The sequence below is a fragment of the Flavobacterium psychraerolatum genome, assembly GCF_025960985.1.
Classification (GTDB): domain Bacteria; phylum Bacteroidota; class Bacteroidia; order Flavobacteriales; family Flavobacteriaceae; genus Flavobacterium.
In genome coordinates this window covers 118104-134484 of the sequence record NZ_JAOQMX010000001.1, presented here as the reverse complement: position 1 = coordinate 134484, position 16381 = coordinate 118104, and the positions used below count along the sequence as shown (strand labels likewise).

The following is a 16381-nucleotide window of genomic DNA, read 5'->3' as shown; positions in this document are numbered from 1 at the left end:
TGGTATATTAATAGATAAATTAACTTTATTTTAATTTTTGCTAAGTTTTTATTTGTTTTTGTTTAATTTGAAATAGTCATATTTTTAAAATATTTTCAATGTTAGTTAAAATAAAAATAGCGTTAATTTTTTTGTTATCAGTCAGTTATGGTTTTTTTCAAGAAGGTCTTGCGGTTTATTCAGATTATTTATCAGATAACTATTACCTTATTCATCCTTCAATGGCAGGTGCATCTAACTGTGCTAAGTTAAGACTAACATCTCGTAAACAATGGTTTAATCAAGCTGATGCACCTTCATTGCAGACATTAAGTTTTAATGGTAGAATAAGTGAAAAAGCAGGTGCCGGAATCATTGTTTTCAATGATAGAAATGGATATCATTCGCAACAGGGTGTTAAGTTGAGTTATGCTTATCACTTGATGTTTTCTAGAGATGATTTAGATTTAAATCAACTATCATTTGGTATTAGTGCAGGATTGATTCAAAGTCAACTTGATGAAACCAAATTTATTCAATCGGGTAATTTTGACCCTATAATTAATGGGACAATTATTCAGAAAGCTTCCTATCCCACTTTTGACATTGGTACTTCTTATAATTATTTAGATTTTTATGCTCATGCCACTGTGAAAAATTTATTAGAAGTGAGAAGAAATATTTATTCTGATTTTGAAAGCGACAATTTAAGAAAGTACTTGCTGAGCGTAGGTTATGTTTTCGGGAATAAAAATACAATTTTATGGGAACCTTCTGTTTTGTTTCAATCTATTGATAAAACGAAGGAAAGTACTTTAGACCTCAATATGAAAGCATACAAAAATATGGATTTTGGATCTCTTTGGGCAGGGTTATCCTATCGTCGAAGTCTTGATGGAGCACAGTATTCTACTGGTAGTGGTGTCGCAACACAACATTTACAATATATAACTCCAATTTTGGGGGTTAATTACAAAAACTTTATGTTTGCCTATACTTATTCTCATTTGTCAGGAGCAGTTAAATTTGATAACGGAGGATACCATCAAGTTACTCTAGGTCTTAATTTATTCTGTAAACGTGAGAAATATGAGTGTAATTGTCCAGCCATAAATTAACTAAATTTACTTTATAATGTTGATTAAAACAATAAATGGCAAAACGCCACAAATTCCGGGAGATTGTTATGTAGCTGAAAATGCTACTATTGTTGGTGATGTTACGTTTGGGGAATCTTGTAGTGTTTGGTTTAATGCTGTTATTCGTGGGGATGTGAATTATATCAAAATTGGGAATAAAGTAAATATCCAAGATGGAGCTATTGTTCATTGTACTTATCAAAAGTATCCCACTATTATTGGCGATAATGTTTCAATTGGTCACAATGCAATGGTGCATGGTTGTACGATACAAGATAATGTTTTGATCGGTATGGGAGCTATTGTTATGGATAATTGTGTTGTTGAAAGTAATTCAATTATAGCAGCAGGGGCAGTATTAATGCAAAATACAATAGTTACATCAGGTACAATTTGGGCGGGTATACCTGCCAAAAAAGTAAAGGACTTAAGCCAGTCTGATTTTGCTGGTGAAATTGAGCGTATTGCTAATAATTACATCTTATATTCAAGCTGGTATAAAGAAGAGGAGTAATATTATAACTTTATTTTTTCAAAGAAAGCAGTCTTATAGCTTTCACTAATTGGTATTCTCTTCTCGTCAATAATTACTTTGTTTTTTTGGATTGATTTTACATGTTTTATATTAATAATGTAAGATCTATGAATCCTTGAAAAACCTTTTGAAGCTAAGTTTTGCTCTAGTTTTATTAAACTTATTAACGTAAGAATGTATTTGTTTTCTGTAGTGTATATTTTAACATAGTCCTTAAGGCCTTCAATGTATAATATATCTGAATAGTTCAACTTGATATTCTCATAATCTGCTTTCACAAACATAAAATCTTGTTCCAATTCGGGAGCAGAAATGATACTAGGTACTGGAATTATTGTAGGATTAAAAAGTTGTTGTGCTCTTGCTATAGATTTTAAAAAACGGTTAAAAGGAATTGGTTTTACCAAATAATCAACCGCTCCTAGGTTAAAACCTTCAACGGCATAGTTTTCATATGCAGTGGTAAAAATGATTAAAGGTCTTTTGTCAATGGCATTAAGAAAATCAATTCCAGAAAAATGAGGCATTTCAATATCCAAGAAAATGAGATCAACAGGAGTTTGATTTATAACAGAAATGGCATCAATTGCATTGTTGAAAGTTTGTACTAGCTCAAGAGTTTCGACTTTGCTTACAAACTCTTTGATCAAAGCGACTGCCAATGGTTCGTCATCAATAATTACACATTTCATATTTTTTTTTTAAGGATGAATTTGATGGTATTAGTTATTACGAATTTACTTTTTTAATTGGTCTAGTGTTAGTTTTAAATGAACACTGTAGGTATCATCCTTTTCCAATGTAGTTAACTGGTGTGAATTAGGATAAAGTAAATTCAATCTATTCTCAATATTATTAATTCCAATTCCAGAATTTTCAGGGTCCTTATGGAAATCTTGTACTTTATTTTCGATATAAAAATCTAAAATAGTATCTACGATTTCTATTTTTATTTTAACATATGCTACGCCTTTATAATCAGTTCCGTATTTAAAGGCATTCTCAACAAAGCCAATTAATAGAAGTGGTTCTATGTGGATATCCTTTGTGTTTCCATGTATGTTTAGAAAAATATTTTCAATATTATTAAGCCGAAGCTTTTGTAATTCAATATAATTCTTAATATAATTAATTTCTTTTTCTAAAAAAACCGTTCGATTATCCGTTTCATAAAGCATATAGCGCATCATTTCAGATAAAGTGACAATAGCATCTGGAACTTTGTCAGATTTTTGATAAGCCAAAGAGTATATGCTATTTAACGCATTAAACAAAAAATGAGGATTAGTTTGTTTTCTTAAATAATTAAGCTCATTTGTTGTACGATTAGATTCTGCAATCAATTTGTTTTGTTGATCGGTATAGAATTCCGAAAGTGTTTTGATAATTGAGCTGCCTGCGGCGATAAATAGGTAAAATAAAACGGGGAAGAACTTCATAAAAAATGGAGGCCTTCTTTTTGGAATAAAAATTCCTATTTTATTTTTGAAGTTAGGGCGTACATCAAGGTGAAGTTCATGAGGGAAAAATGTAGTTCTGGTGATCATGAAAAGCGAAATTATCGCAATAAGAATCATCAAATATTCCCAGAGTTTTTTTTGTAAAAGTAGTCGCGGTACTAGGTAATAAAAATTGAGATAAAATAAGCTTATGCCTGAAATCCACTGAAAACAAAAATCACTATTGATGTACGATTTATTTTCGTAGAAAGGAATTAAAGCTGCCAGAATAAATAAACACCAGATAATACTATGAATTAGTATTCGTTTTGAAATAGTATTTTTAATTTGTTCTAGTTCCATCTATAATTTTATCGACAATAAATTTAAGTCATTTTTTGTTACCGTTGGGGATATATTATTATTCAATTTTTCGAGGACTAATTGTCCAACCTTTAAAGCATCACTTTCTGTTTTGAAACTGCTATTGTTTTCTATCACTGGAATAATAGTTTGTTTGATTATAATTTTCTTATTTTGACTGATAGTATATCCCCATCCTGTTGAAGTTTTGAAAGAATTAAGCGTCATTTTTGGTTGTTGATTGCAAGAGGTGAAACTGATGCAAATAGCCAAAAATAGGAGGTAATTAAGTTTGGGGAATAATCCAAATTGCTTCTGATTTTTATTCCAGAAGCAATTTGTAATACTATTAATTATCATCATCAGACTGTTCTTCTAAAGGTTTGAACTCCCAAGCATCATCAAAATAGGATGTTCCAGACTTTCCAAGAAGAACAAAACCTCTTTGGTTGATAGCGAAACCTATAGCATCTGTTCTTGCAGATCCTTCTAAAGCTGTTTTTTCGTTCCAAAGATCGGTTGTAGGGTTATATTCCCAAATGGTCTTGGAATATTCACCACAAGCGATATATCCTAATCCATTCATAGAAAAAGCAACAGCATTTGATCGAGTTATTAAGTACGTATCATGGTCATCTTCATCATCATCTAAATCTCTTTTCTTAGTCCATGCTTCTGTATTTGGGTCAAATACCCAAAAATCGGTTTGATTTACACCGCTATTTACACCAGTTCCTAAGTATGCTTTATCATCAATTACAAACACGGTAGCATTTCTTCTTTTATTTCCTCCAAATCCACTTACTAGTGTCCAACTGTCAGTAGTAGAGTTGTATTGGTAGAAATCTTTTAAATAATTTCCGTCATATCCTGTTCCGAAATAAGCTTTTCCACTCACTTGAAAACCAACTGCTGAGTAACGAGCAGATCCACCAAAGTCAGCTTTTTGAGTCCAACTATTTGCAATTGGATCGTATTGATAAAAATCTTTCAGTTTATTCGTACCATCATATCCTAGTCCAACATATCCTTTAAGATCCATTGCAAAAGCAGATGCTGCACTTCTGGCGGGTCCAGTAAAAGCAGCCTTCTGTTCCCAATAATCTCCAGTTGAATTATAAGCCCATAAATCATTAAGGTATTCATCCCCTGTGTATCCTGTTGTAACATATGCAAAATCACCTATTACAAAACTTGTGGCATTGGATCGTGCTGGTCCATCAAAGGATGACATTTTTGTCCAGTTACCCAGCAATTCTGTCGCATCATCTGAACTACAACTGATAAAAGTAATGCTTATTAAAAGCGTTGTTAAAAGAAAATTTTTTCTAAAAATAGTCATAATTATTAATTGTTTTAAAGTTTGTATTTAATGCCTAATGATAGTTTATATCCTTGAGTATTATTAAAGTTCTGTGAAGTGGTAGTGCCTATTACCTCAAATTTTTTATTATTTTCATATCCACCTTGAAAGCTTAGAAACCAGTTAGAATCTATGTTTCTTTCAAATTCTACTAAGGAACTTAAGGTTGAAAACTGTACTTCTGATTTGCTAATTACAGTATCAAATAATCTTGGTTCATATAGGATGTAGCTATTTCCTTTCAGAGAAGTTATAAGACGAAATTGATTTCTGGTATTATTCGAATATGATACTTTGGTTGATGGGAAACCAACATCATAATATAATTTTTGATTCACTTGATGATGAAATGTTACCGTTGGAACTATTTTTATTTCACCAAAGAAAGTATTCCTTTCGATACCCAAAATTAAATGTTGATTTGGGTTAAAAAGGTATTCAACTGCTATTCCTCCTAATAAATCGATATTCGAAAATTTTAAATCAGTTTTAAACCCAATAAATGGATTTACGTTAGCTACTAACTTTACTTTTGAATATAATTGATATTCTAATTCAAAATTGTAAGCAACTCTTTTTAAGTTATTCAGTTGGTTTAAACGGGTAAAGTTGTTTTTTTTATAGTTTAATGTTGTATTCTGGTACTCTAAAGTATTTTTTATAGTTATAGTAGAACTTGTTTGGTTTGCAGTAGTGATATTAATAGTATTCTCGTTTTTATCAAAATTTGTGGTCGACTGAGTATTTAAACTAACACCTATTATATAACTATTTTGTGCCGAGATATAAGATGTTACTAGCATAAATAGAATGTTTATAAAAGTCTGTTTTGTCATAAATTCTGATATTGGTTCAAAAATAGATGTATAATTATTTTTAAAAAAAGAATATATATAGAATGCCATTTTTCATAGACAAAATGGCAATTCAGCAAGTTAAATGAATAAGAGTTCCTAGTTTTAAGATTATAGTATTATTGAAGGGTTTGATAGAGGTAATAGGTTCGTTAGTATAACTTATTAGGTGTCGTCAATGTGTCTCATTTATATTTGTTAAAAAACTTTTTATGCACAAAGCATTCTTACTATTTGTTCTCAGTATTCTTATGTTTTCCTGTGATTCAGATATTGATACCGGTAATTTTGTTGTAGGCTCAGAGTATCTTCAGGTTAATAATAATGTCATATTGGTAGATACATTGGCAGTAAATATGGCTACGGTTCAACTAGATTCTCTTGTTACTTCAAATAATTTACGATTAACAGTTGGTAGTTATAGTGATCCTATTTTTGGTAAAGTGGAAGCCAATAGTTATTTTCAACTTACGGGTACTAGTTACTCAATTAACTCAATTACTACTGATACTGAAGGAAGCAGTTATGTTTTTGACTCTATTAGAATGGTAATGAAATTGGATAGATATTATTATGGAGATACAACTCAGGTTCATTCTTTTAGCATCCATCGATTACAGGAAAAAGTGAAGACGTCTTTGGAAGATGATACATTTCATAATGATTCTAATTTGATTTATGATACCGAAAGTTTGGGTACAGTTTCGTACAAACCAAGGCCGAATAGTCAAGACTCGGTTAGTGTTGTTTTGAGTAATGATTTTGGGAAAGCACTTTTTCAAAAAATAAAAAGTAATGAAATCACCAATTCAGATGAATTTATTGAGTATTTCAAAGGATTTGTAGTGAAACCAATTGCAGCCAATTCGTCATCTGTTATAGGATTTAGTTTGTCCAGTGAATTACGTTTGTATTATTCGAAAAACTTGTCCGAAAGTGAAACGTCATATGTTCTTAGTTTTGGAATTTATGATAGTTCTAAGCAGTTTAATAATTATACTTTAGATAAAAGTGGAACAGTAATTAAAGACTTGCCTACTTCTAAGTTTGCTTTGTCAAGTCTCATTACAGGAAATAGGGGATATATTCAATCTGGGACTGGAGTAGCTTGCCGAGTTGATATTCCGAATATTAAACAATTAAAAAGACTTTATACCAATGGGGTAATTGTAGATGCGCAGTTAATAATTAAACCAGTCACTGGTACCTATCCAGATAATTATCCACTACCAGATTCTTTGCAGGTTTATGTTTGTGATAACTTAAATAGAATCAAACGCACACTTACTTCCTCATCGGGTGCTACTTTATATGCTGTCTTAAATGGTAAAAAGGATGAGTTTAATGAAACAATTGGTTATAATCTATCCGTTGGTACTTTTCTACAAAGTGAATTAATTAAAGCTACAGACGAGAAATTGTCTTTGATTTTAGTGTTACCAAATTTAGCTAAGGGTGTTGATCGTTTGGTAGTGGCAGATCAAAAAAGTATCCAAAATAAATTACAGTTAAAACTCTATTATATTTCTTATTAGATGAAAATTAAAATAATGTTGATTGCGTTTTTATTAATTATAAGTAATAAAAGTATTGCGCAAAGTGTTTCTAGCTCACCATATTCCTTATTCGGTTTAGGGTCAGAATACGATGCCAATTTTGGTTCTATATCTGCAATAGGCTCTTCAGGTATTGCTTTGCCTACCAATAAGTTTATAAACAATCTTAATCCAGCTTCTTTAGGGTTTATGTATCTTAATCATTTTTTGTTTGATGTAGGTGGGAAAGCTATTGTTACAAGTTATCAAGATATTTCTACCAAAGAGTCTCGCAATAATATGCAATTTTCACATATTGCTGTTGCTTTTCCAATTAGTAAAAAAACAGGCATAAGTTTGGCTTTAAAACCATATTCTAGTAGTGCATATAAAATATCTAATCTATCTTTAGGAGTGAAAGATAGTAATGAGTTTTATACCTATAGCGCTACGGGAACAGGAGGATTAAATGATTTTGATTTGTCCTATGGCTATAGAATGAACAATAAACTTTCATTGGGAGTAGAAGGTTCTGTTTTATTTGGAAATACTACAGTTGATGAAAATTATATAGTAGAGAATTCTTTGTTGAATAATTTAAAAACAACTAATTATTCAGGTGTTCGAATGACTTTGGGGTCTCAATATGTTGTAGATTCAAGTTTTACTATTGGTGCTACCATAAAATCACCCACAAAGATTAATGCCTCCAAGGTAGGTACTATTTCCATAACTGATGTATCTGGGTCTTCTATAATTGAAACAGATCTAACGCTAGATGTTGATGATTATATTATGCCTGTTGAAATAGGATTAGGGGTTAGTAAAATTTTTGCTAGCAACTATAATTTTTCCTTTGATTATCATAAAAGTTTCTGGTCTGATACTAATCAATCTGATTCTTATGGGGTTTTTACCAATCAAGATAAATTTTCAATAGGATTAAGTTTTGAAAAATTTAATAAAAATAGATCTTATTTTGACCGTATTAAATACTCGACAGGTCTTAATTATGATACTGGTTATTTGGAGGTAGATAGTAAAAAAGTTAAAAATGCCTCACTATCCATAGGTGTTTCTTTACCTTTAGACAATATGTTTTCAATGTTAAATATCTCTTATTCTTATGGGCAAAAGGGGAGTGTTACGAATGGTTTAATCAAAGAGAATTACCATAAACTATCTTTAAATTTAAGTCTAGACGCAATTTGGTTTGTGAAAAGAAAATTTGAGTAGATTAAAAGTTTTTTTCGAAAACATCATGTTTATTTCCCACAATTTCTTTTAAAACCTTAGGATTAGTATTCGTATAAAAAAGATTTTTCGATGCTATTTGGTTGGTGAATCCTACTTCTTTTTTTAATAAATTTTGCGTCTGTCTAGCAACTGCTTCCCCTGAATCAATAATATGTATATGATCTGGTAGTATTTTCTGTATTTGAGGTATTAAATAGGGATAGTGGCTGCAGCCTAGAACTAGATAATCAATGCCTGCTGTAATCATGGGTTGAAGGTAGGAGTGAAGTAGTTCGTCCATTTCTGGAGAATTGATGTCGCCTGCCTCTATAAGTTGAACCAATCCGTGCCCCACCTGTTCAATTATTTTTATAGTTTGAAATTTCTCAGCTGTTTTGTTAAATAGGTCACTTGTAAGAGTGCCCTGAGTAGCCAAAATGCCAATAACTTTTGTTTTAGAACTTAATGCAGCTGGTTTAATGGCAGGTTCTATACCTATGAAGGGGATTTTGTATTTTTCACGTAATTCTTTGATAGCATTTGTTGTTGCGGTGTTGCAAGCAACAACAATTAATTTACAGTCCATTTGGAGTAAATAATCTGTATTCTTGATACATAAAGCAATTATTTCAGCTTTAGATTTCTGTCCATATGGAGCATTTCTACTATCTGCTAGATAGATTGTTTTTTCATTAGGTAATAAATGGTGAATAGCATTCCATATAGAGGTACCACCAATTCCCGAATCAAATATGCCTATAGGTTTATTATTGTCCATTTAATACTAAACTAATTTATATTGTATGATCAAAAATTATAAGGTTAATAGCTATTTAGTCCATATAATAATAAGCTTTTACTTCCTTAAATAAGCGAACAGTGAAAGCAAAGTTAAGCGCTCTTATTTGATTTTCCTAAATTGTATTACAAAAAAAAACGTTCTATCTCAATTATTGAAATAGAACGTTTTTAATGTTATGTAAAAGATGTTTTTTAAAATCCTAAATCTTTTTTTACGTCAGCAGTAATGTTTGGACCATCTGCAAGTAATAAAGTAGATCCGTCAAGTACATATTGGTAACCTTTAGCTTTTCCAACTTTTTGGATAGAAGCTCTTACTTTTTCCATTAATGGTTTTACGATATCTGATTCTTTTTGTTGTAATTCTTTTTGAGCATTATCTCTAAAATCAACAATTCTTTTTTGCATATCCTGAACTTCTTTTGAACGATCACCGTTTATTGCGTCAGTTACAGTAGCAGATTCTGCTTCGTATTTTTTTAATTTTCCTTGGTATTCTTCTACCATTTTTTTGTAATCAGTATCATAAGTACTGCTTAATTTTTCTAATTGCTTTTGAGCTTCCAACATTGCTGGCATTTTGGCCATGATTTCACTTACATCAACGTGAGCTGTTTTTGCTTGTGCGTTCATTGTTTGACTTGCTCCGAAAATAAATAGTGCAGCAATTAATAAAGTTTTGATCTGTTTCATCGGTTTTTAAATATTAAGTAATTATTTATTGTTTTAATTGTAATTCTCTTGCGCTTTTAATTGAATCTCTCACTTGAAGTGCTTTTTCTCTTCTAGCTTCTAATTCTTTTTTACGTTCTTCAATTATTTTTGCCCGGGCTTCAAGTGCTTTTGCACGTGCATCTTCGGGGCTAATAGTCTCCACTTCTTCAACAGCTTTTGTAGTAGTGGTTACCGTTTTGCTAATTTCTGTTTTTACCTCCTCTGCTTTAGGAGAGGCAGAAACCGTGCCATTTTTTCTAGCTTCTCTTTCTGCAAGTACTTTTGCTCTTTTTGCTTCTAATTCTCTTTTTCGGTCTTCAACCAATTTCTTTCTGTCAGCTAATACTTTTTCATTTGCTTCGATTTGCTTTTGACGGGCTTCATCTGCTTTTGCTTTTGCATCTTCTTTTGCATTTTCAGTATTAGATTCAGCTGTAGAAGAAGAAGTAGTGCCATTTGCCTTCGCTTCTCTATCTGCTATTAATTTAGCCCTTTTGTCCTCAGCTTCTTTTTTCTTCTGTTCAGCAGCCAATCTTCTGTCTTCTATAATTTTATCTCTTTCTGCTTTTCTAGCCTCCAGAGCATTTTGTCTCTCCACCAAGTTAGGATTGACATCAACTGCATCTTGTTTTTTTTCTCTTTCCAATTCAGCTTCTAGTTGTTTTTTTGACAACTTTTCTCTTTTGTCAGATCGGTTTAGTATGCGCAATACCAAATCACTAATGTCATATCGCTTAGCAGCAAAAATCATTGTAAAGTCAGACGTTTTGTCAAAGATGAAATCGTATTTCTGTTGTTCTGCTATATCTTGTATGGCAGTGAAAACTTGATCTTGAATAGGTTTTATTAAATCTGTTTTTTGTGTCGTTAAATTTCCGTTTGGTCCAAAACGAAGCTGTTGTAGGTCTAATAGTTCTTTTTCAAGAAATTTTATTTCAGTTTCTCTTTCTTCTATAAGTCCTTTTGTTAATAATGGTTTTTCAGCATTTAATGCTTCCTTGGCTTTATTAACGTTATTTTTCTTGATTTCAATTTCTTGTTTCCATTTTTGCGCTTTAATTTCTAGTTGTGCATTGGCTTCGGTATAGTTGGGGACGTTTTGTAAAATATACTCCATGTCAATATAGCCTATTTTCGTTCCTCTTGTTTGAGCGTTTATCGTATATAGATTAACTAAAACTAAAACTAAAGCTAGATAATGTTTTCTCATATCTTATAATATTAGAAATGTTAAGTTCTTTTTTAAAATTGTTGCCCAATGATAAAGTGAGTTTGCCATCCACTTATTTGAGTTTGCCCTGTTGAATTATCAAAACCATGACCAAAATCAATCCCTAATAATCCAAATGCCGGCATGAAAACACGTAATCCAATACCAGCTGATCTTTTTAAATCAAAGGGATTATAGGTTTTGAAATCAGCAAATGCATTTCCCGCTTCCAAAAAGCCAAGTGCATATATTGATGCAGACGATTTTAAAGTGATTGGATACCTCATCTCCATAGAGAATTTATTATAAATTGTACCTCCAATTTGCTGTCCAAATCGACTACTTGTCTTGTCAGTAATGATAGGTGTCAATGAGTTATTAGTGTATCCTCTTAATTGAATAGTTTCCCTACCGTCCATAGAATAATTGGCCATTCCGTCTCCACCAACATAGAAACGTTCAAAAGGAATTACTCCTCTAGATTGATTGTAGGCACCCAAGAATCCAAATTCGGTTAAAGTTCTTAAAACTAATTTTCCGTAAATTTTAGTATACCAATCTGCTTTAAATTTAACTTTATAATATTCTAACCATTTATATCTTTCTTGATCGACTTTTGCAGCATCAGCTCCTGCTTCTTGATAAGTTGAAACTGCAGTTCCATTTGAACTCAAATAAGTACCAGCAGGAGTTGTTAAATTCCCACTTGCATCATAGGCATTTGCCGTAGTTTTAAGTTTATAAGCCTCCAAGTCACCAAGACCACTATAATTAATTCCATTTATCAATGAGTATGGGAATGTAAATTTAGCCGATATACTTACTTCTGAACCATAAGTTGGAAAAATAGGGTTGACTCCTTTATTGTTTCTTGTTAAACCAATAGTATAGGCTAGATTTCGTGATTGTCCGTTACCAAAAGTAAATAATCCAGTGTTATAGTTGTTTAAATCATAATGTTGGTAACTTATACTTTGTGAAAGTACGAAGAAATCATCTGGCACTGTAAGTCTTTTTGCTAAACCTACAGACAAAGTCAATATGTTAAAACTTTTACTCTTATCAACTCCAGATGCAGATTGGAAGTTGGTTAAAAATTGTTTACTGTATGATAAGGATGAGCTAAACTGAACGGGCTTTTTCTGTCCAAACCATGGTTCAGAAAAGGATAAGCTATACGTTTGAAAGTAAGTACTCGCTTGCAAGCGTAATGAGACTTTCTGTCCATCTCCCATTGGAAGTGGTTTGTATGCGTCTTTATTACCAATGTTTCTGGCCGAAAAGTTGTTAAAAGAGAGTCCTAAAGTACCAATAAAACCACCACCACCATAACCACCTTGAAGCTCAATCTGACTAGATCCTTTTTCGACTAAATTATATTCAATATCTACAGTTCCTGCGCTAGCATCAACATTCTTAAATTTTGGATCAATGGCTTCAGGGTCAAAAAATCCTAATTGACCAATCTCACGAATTGTTCTAACTAATAATTCTTTACTGTATTTTTCTCCTGGTTTGGTTCTTAATTCTCTATAGATTACACGGTCATTTGTCTTATCATTACCAACAACAGTAATTTTATTGAAATAAGCTAATGGTCCTTCTGTAACTCTAATTTCAAAGTCGATACTATCATTAACTGTTTTTACCTCTACGGCATTGATAGTAGAGAATAGATACCCGTTATTTTGGTATAGATTAGTAATATCTTCACCATCAGGTTTTGTTTTATCAGCAATCCTTTTTTCTAAGAGTACACCGTTATAAGTCTCTCCTTTTTTAACACCAATAATTCTGCTTAAAAAATTGTCAGGGTAGACTGTGTTTCCAAGAAATTTAATATTTCCAAAGTAATATTTGTTTCCTTCCTCAATATTAATCTTAATCGCTAAAGCATTTTTCTCTTTGATATAGGTAACTGAATCAGATACAATTCTGGCATCCCGATATCCTTTTTCTTTATATGAAGCAATTACTTTTTCTAGATCCTCTTTGTATTTTGATTTAATGAATTTTGAAGCTTTTAAAATACGAAAAATATTTTTTTGCTTGGTATTCTTCATGGCTTTTCTCAATGTCTTGTCAGAGATTTTATCATTACCAATAAAGTCAATTTTATTTATTTTTATTTTTTCACCTTTATCAATATTTACAAGCATTTTGACTTGGTTTACTGTTGTGGTATCAGTAATCGTTTTAATATTGACTTTGGTGTTGAAATATCCGTCTTTTTTATATTTGTTTTCAATATAGTTTTTGGTTGTAGTGATCAAATTTTCATTTACTACTTTACCTTGTGTAAGGCTATTGTCTTTTATTAATGCATCAACTTTATTTTTCTTTACCCCTACAAATTTTACCTCACTAAGTTTAGGTAGCTCTTTGATATCAAGGTCTAAATAAATGCTGTCGCCTTCAATTTTATTAATGTAAAACGAAATTTCATCAAAAAGGCCTAGTTTACCTAGCTTTTTGATGGCGCTACTAATCTCTTCGCCGGGTACTGTTATAGTTTGTCCTTTTTCTAATCCAGAAAAAGTAACTACAGTTTGGTCGTTAAAACTTATTTTGTTTGTTAGAGCTACTTTTGCGATGATGTATTTTTCACCCTTATCAAAATCAACTCTCTTTTGTGCTTTGACTTGCGAAAAACTTGCCAAAAATAAAAAGGTTAATACTGCTTTTATACTGTTGTTCAACACTAAAAATTTATTTAATTTGTTCACTTGTTTTTCCAAATCTTCGTTCTCTTTTTTGATAACTAATAATAGCCTCATATAAATCATGTTCTTTAAAATCAGGCCATAGTATATCAGTAAAATATAATTCGGCATAGGCTATTTGCCACAATAGAAAATTGCTGATGCGATGTTCTCCGCTAGTTCTAATTAATAAATCTACATCTGGTAAGTCATGCGTGTAAAGATGCTCATTAATAACTGAATCGTCAATAGAGTCAATTGTAATTATATTATTTTTAACTTTGTCACTTATGGTTTTCACTACGTCAACTAGTTCTTCCCTAGATCCATAGCTTAATGCTAGTGTTAAGGTCATCTTGGTGTGGTCCTTAGTTCTATCGACTACTCCTTTGATAACTTTTTTTGCATTGTCAGGCAATTTGTCAAAATTCCCAATGGTTGTCAATCTTATTTTTTTCTCTTCAAGCAACACTAATTCTTTAGTTAGCGATTTTACTAAAATTTTCATCAAAGTATCTACTTCAAGCTTTGGTCTATTCCAGTTTTCAGATGAAAAAGTATATAGAGTAAGGTTTTGTATTCCCAATTCAAAACAGGTTTGAATAATTTCTTTTACAGATTCACTTCCTCTTTCATGTCCAAATGCACGAAAAAAACCTTGTTTTTTTGCCCATCGACCATTTCCATCCATAATAATGGCGATATGGCTAGGAAGTCTGTTTTTATCTATGTTTTCTAGTAGATTCATTTTTTTATTGTGCGCAATAGCATGGTTTTTCTCCAAAGGTGTAAGTTAATGTAACCCCCGAAAAAACATACCAATCATTGTTATTAATATTTCCAAAACTCGGTGCGCTTAGATTTGCGTTTGCTGGTTTGCTACCGTCGATGTCGTCTGCAAATGTATATCGTGCTCCTGCCTCTAATCCTAATACAAACATATGACCTAATCTTGTTTTTATTCCTAATATAATAGGAATCCCTAATGTTCCTTTTCGTGAATCATCAACTTGTTCACCTGATGTGTTAAAATATAAACTGCTATATCTCGTATAGGTTATACCACTATAAACATAAGGTGTCGTTTTATTGCCTAATTCATGTAAATTGAAATCAAAAAAATTGAATTCAAGGCCTAAAGATAGTTCTTTTATATTATTTTCAAAATTGTAACCTCTCACATTGCGACTGCCTTCTTTCGAATTTAAGTCGTTTGAAGCTAGCTTTGATTGTGTGTACGATATACGATATGCATGTCTTGGGCTCTTGTTCCATTTGTACAAAATCCCTAATGCAGGTTCATTTGGTGCGATATAGGTTGTTGGTCCGATATCTCCAATATAATTACTTCCTCCCAAAAAAACTCCTACCTCATGTATTTGTGAATACAATGAAGTGCTCAGTAATAAGCAAATAAATAAGCTGATTTTATATGTCATTTTATTTGAAATAGCCTGCAAATATAATAATTATCACTACCAAACAATATGGTTTGTGTTAAATGTATGTTTGTATTTGATTATTAGGCGTTTTAATTAATATTTTATCCTGATATAATGCAATTAAAACGAAAAATAATACATATTCGTATAGATTATTTTAAAATAAATTTGCTTTAGTTGCGCTTGTCTTCTCCCCAAAGTAATTTAGAACGTAGTGTTTTTAGGAACGTCTCGTCGGGTATTTCAATCATGTTGATTTGGAAAGGTGTTTTCTTGATACTTAAAATTGAATCGTTTCCAACTGAGGTAATTCTAGAATCTAATGATACTAAATAGTTTTCCTCTCTCCCAGAAACTTTAAGACGAATTTCAGTATTATCCGGAATTACAAGTGGTCTTGCGTTTAAATTATGTGGGGATATAGGTGTGATTACTAGGCTTGTAGTGTCTGGAGTCAGAATTGGACCTCCACAGCTCAATGAATACCCCGTAGATCCAGTAGGTGTTGAGATGATTAATCCATCTGCCCAATAGGAGTTAAGGTATTCCCCGTTGAGGTAAGTATCGATTGTTATCATCGATGTTGTATCTTTCCGGCTTACCGACACTTCATTCATAGCAAAATTTATATCCTCCAAGCTTTCATTTTTGGGCAAGCAAGTCAAACTTAATAGTGTTCTTTTTGATAATGTATGGTTTTTGTCAATAACCACTTGTAAAAATTCGCTGATATTTTCCTTTTGTACGGTTGCCAAAAAACCTAGCCTTCCAGCATTAATTCCTAAAATTGGAACCCCAGAATCTCTAACGTAAGTTGCAGCCCTCAAAATAGTACCATCACCACCAATGCTCACAAGCATATAGTAGCTAGGGTCTATATCCTCATGGGAAACAAAAGTTTGATATGTAGTAGTGATAATTTTATGCTCTAGAAGTATTTCTTGATACTTCTCTTCCATTACCAATTCGACTTTGTTTTTAGTAAAAAACTCCAAAATCTCCAAAATGATAGGCTCTGTGTTATCTTGATAATATTGACCGTAAATGGCTATTTTCATTGCTTTTGAAT

At 31.7% G+C, this 16381-nt stretch carries 16 protein-coding genes; 4 read left to right on the top strand and 12 right to left on the bottom strand.

All coding sequences use genetic code 11. The features are described from left to right. Positions 1-98 precede the first annotated feature (98 nt). Positions 99-1097: a PorP/SprF family type IX secretion system membrane protein gene (locus M2326_RS00680; RefSeq protein WP_264617636.1), complete on the top strand. Its 999-nt coding sequence runs from the start codon at positions 99-101 to the stop codon at positions 1095-1097. 16 nt (positions 1098-1113) lie between these two features. Next, positions 1114-1632 (top strand): gamma carbonic anhydrase family protein, encoded by a 519-nt coding sequence (locus M2326_RS00675; RefSeq protein ID WP_264617635.1) that lies wholly within the window; start codon positions 1114-1116, stop codon positions 1630-1632. A gap of 2 nt (positions 1633-1634) precedes the next feature. Here M2326_RS00675 and M2326_RS00670 read toward each other — a convergent pair whose 3' ends face one another. The 5 genes from M2326_RS00670 to M2326_RS00650 form a co-directional block, all read right to left on the bottom strand. Next, positions 1635-2345, bottom strand: coding sequence for a LytR/AlgR family response regulator transcription factor (locus tag M2326_RS00670; RefSeq protein WP_264617634.1), 711 nt, complete (start codon positions 2343-2345; stop codon positions 1635-1637). A gap of 45 nt (positions 2346-2390) precedes the next feature. Continuing rightward, the gene (locus M2326_RS00665) at positions 2391-3200 is read right to left on the bottom strand and encodes a sensor histidine kinase (RefSeq protein WP_264617633.1); all 810 of its coding nucleotides are present in this window, start codon (positions 3198-3200) and stop codon (positions 2391-2393) included. Between the two features lie 255 nt (positions 3201-3455). After that, the gene (locus M2326_RS00660) at positions 3456-3683 is read right to left on the bottom strand and encodes a DUF4907 domain-containing protein (protein WP_264617632.1); all 228 of its coding nucleotides are present in this window, start codon (positions 3681-3683) and stop codon (positions 3456-3458) included. 121 nt (positions 3684-3804) lie between these two features. Further along, a complete protein-coding gene (locus M2326_RS00655) occupies positions 3805-4797 on the bottom strand; it encodes a Kelch repeat-containing protein (RefSeq protein ID WP_264617631.1) in 993 nt (330 codons plus the stop codon). 14 nt (positions 4798-4811) lie between these two features. Beyond that, positions 4812-5621 carry a DUF6268 family outer membrane beta-barrel protein gene (locus M2326_RS00650; RefSeq protein ID WP_264617630.1) on the bottom strand — a complete coding sequence of 270 codons (810 nt, stop codon included), beginning with the start codon at positions 5619-5621 and terminating at the stop codon, positions 4812-4814. Between the two features lie 263 nt (positions 5622-5884). On the opposite strand from M2326_RS00650, the gene M2326_RS00645 reads away from it, so the two are divergent. Then, on the top strand, positions 5885-7207 hold the full coding sequence (locus M2326_RS00645; protein ID WP_264617629.1) for a DUF4270 domain-containing protein: 1323 nt from the start codon (positions 5885-5887) through the stop codon (positions 7205-7207). Beyond that, positions 7208-8443, top strand: a complete 1236-nt coding sequence (locus M2326_RS00640; protein ID WP_264617628.1) for a PorV/PorQ family protein — start codon at positions 7208-7210, stop codon at positions 8441-8443. A gap of 1 nt (position 8444) precedes the next feature. Here M2326_RS00640 and murI read toward each other — a convergent pair whose 3' ends face one another. From murI to M2326_RS00605, 7 genes are all read right to left on the bottom strand, one after another. Beyond that, positions 8445-9221, bottom strand: a complete 777-nt coding sequence (gene murI, locus M2326_RS00635) for a glutamate racemase (protein ID WP_264617627.1) — start codon at positions 9219-9221, stop codon at positions 8445-8447. Positions 9222-9436: 215 nt separating this feature from the next. Beyond that, positions 9437-9937, bottom strand: coding sequence for an OmpH/Skp family outer membrane protein (locus M2326_RS00630; RefSeq protein WP_264617626.1), 501 nt, complete (start codon positions 9935-9937; stop codon positions 9437-9439). A gap of 25 nt (positions 9938-9962) precedes the next feature. Then, positions 9963-11168, bottom strand: a complete 1206-nt coding sequence (locus M2326_RS00625; RefSeq protein WP_319800817.1) for an OmpH family outer membrane protein — start codon at positions 11166-11168, stop codon at positions 9963-9965. Positions 11169-11200: 32 nt separating this feature from the next. Beyond that, positions 11201-13945 (bottom strand): outer membrane protein assembly factor BamA, encoded by a 2745-nt coding sequence (bamA, locus tag M2326_RS00620; protein ID WP_264617625.1) that lies wholly within the window; start codon positions 13943-13945, stop codon positions 11201-11203. Continuing rightward, positions 13878-14618, bottom strand: coding sequence for an isoprenyl transferase (locus M2326_RS00615; protein ID WP_264617624.1), 741 nt, complete (start codon positions 14616-14618; stop codon positions 13878-13880). The genes bamA and M2326_RS00615 overlap by 68 nt, the downstream gene beginning before the upstream one ends. Before the next feature lie 4 nt (positions 14619-14622). Then, positions 14623-15309 (bottom strand): type IX secretion system protein PorG, encoded by a 687-nt coding sequence (gene porG / locus M2326_RS00610; protein ID WP_264617623.1) that lies wholly within the window; start codon positions 15307-15309, stop codon positions 14623-14625. A gap of 176 nt (positions 15310-15485) precedes the next feature. Then, positions 15486-16370 carry an NAD kinase gene (locus M2326_RS00605; RefSeq protein ID WP_264617622.1) on the bottom strand — a complete coding sequence of 295 codons (885 nt, stop codon included), beginning with the start codon at positions 16368-16370 and terminating at the stop codon, positions 15486-15488. Positions 16371-16381 lie beyond the last annotated feature (11 nt).

Excerpts from the sequence above, each read along its gene's own strand:
- M2326_RS00625 (WP_319800817.1), bottom strand. The coding sequence starts at position 11,168 with ATGAGAAAACATTATCTAGCTTTAGTTTTAGTTTTAGTTAATCTATAT.
- murI (WP_264617627.1), bottom strand. The coding sequence starts at position 9,221 with ATGGACAATAATAAACCTATAGGCATATTTGATTCGGGAATTGGTGGT.
- porG (WP_264617623.1), bottom strand. The coding sequence starts at position 15,309 with ATGACATATAAAATCAGCTTATTTATTTGCTTATTACTGAGCACTTCA.
- M2326_RS00645 (WP_264617629.1), top strand. The coding sequence starts at position 5,885 with ATGCACAAAGCATTCTTACTATTTGTTCTCAGTATTCTTATGTTTTCC.
- bamA (WP_264617625.1), bottom strand. The coding sequence starts at position 13,945 with ATGAGGCTATTATTAGTTATCAAAAAAGAGAACGAAGATTTGGAAAAA.
- M2326_RS00655 (WP_264617631.1), bottom strand. The coding sequence starts at position 4,797 with ATGACTATTTTTAGAAAAAATTTTCTTTTAACAACGCTTTTAATAAGC.
- M2326_RS00650 (WP_264617630.1), bottom strand. The coding sequence starts at position 5,621 with ATGCTAGTAACATCTTATATCTCGGCACAAAATAGTTATATAATAGGT.
- M2326_RS00605 (WP_264617622.1), bottom strand. The coding sequence starts at position 16,370 with ATGAAAATAGCCATTTACGGTCAATATTATCAAGATAACACAGAGCCT.
- M2326_RS00640 (WP_264617628.1), top strand. The coding sequence starts at position 7,208 with ATGAAAATTAAAATAATGTTGATTGCGTTTTTATTAATTATAAGTAAT.
- M2326_RS00675 (WP_264617635.1), top strand. The coding sequence starts at position 1,114 with ATGTTGATTAAAACAATAAATGGCAAAACGCCACAAATTCCGGGAGAT.
- M2326_RS00680 (WP_264617636.1), top strand. The coding sequence starts at position 99 with ATGTTAGTTAAAATAAAAATAGCGTTAATTTTTTTGTTATCAGTCAGT.
- M2326_RS00660 (WP_264617632.1), bottom strand. The coding sequence starts at position 3,683 with ATGACGCTTAATTCTTTCAAAACTTCAACAGGATGGGGATATACTATC.
- M2326_RS00665 (WP_264617633.1), bottom strand. The coding sequence starts at position 3,200 with ATGATCACCAGAACTACATTTTTCCCTCATGAACTTCACCTTGATGTA.
- M2326_RS00615 (WP_264617624.1), bottom strand. The coding sequence starts at position 14,618 with ATGAATCTACTAGAAAACATAGATAAAAACAGACTTCCTAGCCATATC.
- M2326_RS00630 (WP_264617626.1), bottom strand. The coding sequence starts at position 9,937 with ATGAAACAGATCAAAACTTTATTAATTGCTGCACTATTTATTTTCGGA.
- M2326_RS00670 (WP_264617634.1), bottom strand. The coding sequence starts at position 2,345 with ATGAAATGTGTAATTATTGATGACGAACCATTGGCAGTCGCTTTGATC.